The organism is Rhizomicrobium sp. (genome assembly GCF_056722145.1).
Map to the genome: position 1 here is coordinate 1 of NZ_JBWZET010000187.1, position 2,984 is coordinate 2,984.

Here is a 2,984-nt window from a genome sequence, read left to right on the forward strand (position 1 = left end):
GCTTTCGGCGTGCCGGCCACGTTCCGCGCTTCGGCCGCCAGATGGAAGAAGGCCACCGAGGTATTGAGCTGTTCCGCCTGGGCGGCCAGTTCCTCGGAGGTGGCGGACATCTCCTCGGCCGCCGCCGAGTTCTGCTGCGTCACCTTGTCCAGTTGCTGGATGGCCTGGTTGATCTGGCTGGCGCCGATGTCCTGTTCGCGGCAGGCGGCGGAGATTTCGGAAACGAGCTCGGCGGTCTTGTGGATGTCGGGTACCAGCTTCGCCAGCATTTCGCCCGCGGTTTGGGCGGCCTTCACCGTTTCGCTCGACAGGCCGCTGATTTCGGTGGCCGCGGTCTGGCTTCTCTCGGCGAGCTTGCGCACTTCCGAGGCTACGACCGCGAAGCCTTTGCCGTGCTCGCCGGCGCGGGCTGCTTCCACCGCCGCATTGAGGGCAAGCAGATCGGTCTGGCGGGCGATTTCCTGCACGATGGTGATCTTCTCGGCAATCGTCTGCATCGCGACGACCGCCCGGTTGACCGCCGTGCCCGAGGTTTCGGCATCCTTGGCCGACTGCTTGGAAATCTTTTCGGTCTGGGCGGCGTTGTCGGCGTTCTGCTTGATGTTGGCGGCCATCTGCTCCATCGAGGCCGAAGCTTCTTCCGCCGCCGACGCCTGTTCGGTAGCGCCCTGGCTGAGCTGCTCGGACGAGGACGACAATTCCTGGCTGCCCGACGAGACATTGTTGGCGGCCGCGATGGCATCGCCGACGACACCCCTGAGGCGCTCGACCATGCTCTCCAGCGCCATGCCGAGCTTGTCCTTCTCCGACAGCGGTTTCGGCTGCACGGTGAGATCGCCGGCCGCGATCTGGTCGGCCATGGCGGCGGTGGCGCGCAAATTGGCGGTCATGATGTTGACCGAGACGACCACGTCCTTGATTTCGTCGTTGGTCCGGACCTCGATGCGCTGGTCGAGATCGCCGATCGCCACCGCCTGGGCCATCAGGTTGATCTTCTTGAGCCCGGCACTGATCGAAATCATCACCCACGCGGCGGTCGCGATCGACAACAGCAGCGCGAACACGACGACGCCGATCAGAAGCGCGCGCGTGTTGGCGTATTCGGTTGCGGCATCCGTGACGGCGTTGTCCATTCCCGTCTTGACGATGTTGACGATATCGTCGGTCGTCTTCTGCAGGCTGTTGTTGAGCTTGCTGATCTGACCTGTCGACAGCGCCTTGGCCTCGTCGTTGCGATTGGCCAGCGCGAGCTCGCGAAGTTTGTTGTCGAGGGGTTTGATCTGCTCCCAGTCCGAACTGATCGACTCGTAGAGAACGCGCCCTTTTTCGCTGGCGATCTTGGTGCCATGGGCGATGTCGTCGTCGATCTGCCGGCGCAGGTCGGTGAGCTTGTCGTCATAGGCGCGCATCTTGGCATCGTCGGTTTCGAGAATGATGTTCTTCTCGTTGCGGACGAAATCGAGGATGTCGATCTTGACTTCCTTGGCCGTGGACAGCCGGTCGACATAGGTGCCGGTCAGCGTGTTCATCGTCGCATTCATGGCCGCCAGGCTCGAAATGCCGATGTACGAGGCGGTCACCAGCATGATTGCGATGAGGCCGAAGGCGAGGCCAAGTTTCAGTTTGATGGTAAAGCGCATGGTCCCCTCCCTGGGGGTGTTATTTTGATCTTGTTCGCGGCACTTGGTTTCAGGGCTCAGGCGTAGTCGCGAAAGCCGTCGTCGTTTTCGTCGCGTCCGCCATGGCTCATGTCGAGGGCGAAGCCTTTGGCGCGGGCTTGCTGTTCGGCGACGGTCGCCGGTTTGGCTTTCGACGGCCGCACCTTGACCTTGCCTTGCATGTGCGTAGCCGGAGCGGCCCGTTTCGGCGCCGTGGCCGGGGCGCGGGCATCGTCGGTACGGAAGTAGGCGATGGAAGATTGCATCTCCTCCGATTGCGCCGCGAGTTCCTCGCTGGTCGCCGACATCTCTTCCGAGGCGGCGGCGTTCTGCTGGGTGACCTTGTCGAGCTGCTGGATCGCTTCGTTGATCTGCGATGCGCCGACATCCTGTTCGCGGCAGGCGACGGAGATTTCGGACACGAGTTCCGCGGTGCGGCGTATGTCGGGCACCAGCTTCGCCAGCATTTCGCCGGCGGTCTGGGCCGCCTTGACGGTGTCGCTCGACAGGCTGCTGATCTCGGTCGCGGCGAGCTGGCTCCTTTCGGCGAGCTTGCGAACTTCCGAGGCGACCACCGCGAAGCCCTTGCCGTGTTCGCCGGCGCGGGCCGCTTCCACCGCCGCATTGAGCGCGAGCAGGTCGGTCTGGCGGGCGATTTCCTGCACGATGGTGATTTTCTCCGCGATGGTGCGCATCGCCTCCACCGCCTTGGTCACCGCCGTGCCCGACGCTTCCGCGTCCTTGGCGGACTGCTTGGAAATCTTCTCGGTCTGGCTGGCGTTGTCGGCATTCTGTTTGATGTTCGCCGCCATCTGTTCCATCGAGGCGGAAGCCTCTTCGGCGGCGGCGGCCTGCTCGGCGGCGCCCTGGCTCACCTGTTCGGCGGCGGAGGATAGCTGCTGGCTGCCCGAGGAGACATTGCCGGCGGCCGAGATGGCGTCGCCGACCACGCCGCGCAGGCGCTCGACCATGGTGTCGAGAGCCTTGCCGATCTCGTCCTTGTCCGACTGCAGCTTGACGTTGACGGTGAGGTCGCCGGTGGCGATGCGGGTCGCGGTTCCCGCTACGCCCTGCAGCGACTCGACCATGTTCTTCATGGCGGTGACGAGCTTGTCGATGTCGGAGCGCGGCACCGGCTTGTGCGACAGGTCGCCGAGCGTGATGTGCTCCATGATCTCGGCGATGCGGCGTTCGGTAGTCACCAGGTTCTGGCAGCCTTTGCCGAGCGTGTCCTTGTCCGACAGGATGACGGGATCGACGGTGAGATCGCCGATCGACAGCTTCTGCACGAAGGCATCGAGGCGGTGGAGGCGCCCCATCACCTTG

General features: G+C 64.0%; 2 protein-coding genes. Both read right to left on the reverse strand.

The features are described from left to right. A partial coding sequence (locus tag AC1P6P_RS09920) for a methyl-accepting chemotaxis protein (RefSeq protein ID WP_481402281.1) occupies window positions 1–1,640 on the reverse strand: 1,640 nt, incomplete at its 3' end. Between the two features lie 56 nt (window positions 1,641–1,696). Continuing rightward, window positions 1,697–2,984 (reverse strand): methyl-accepting chemotaxis protein (locus AC1P6P_RS09925; RefSeq protein ID WP_481402282.1); only part of this gene is annotated, 1,288 nt, incomplete at its 5' end.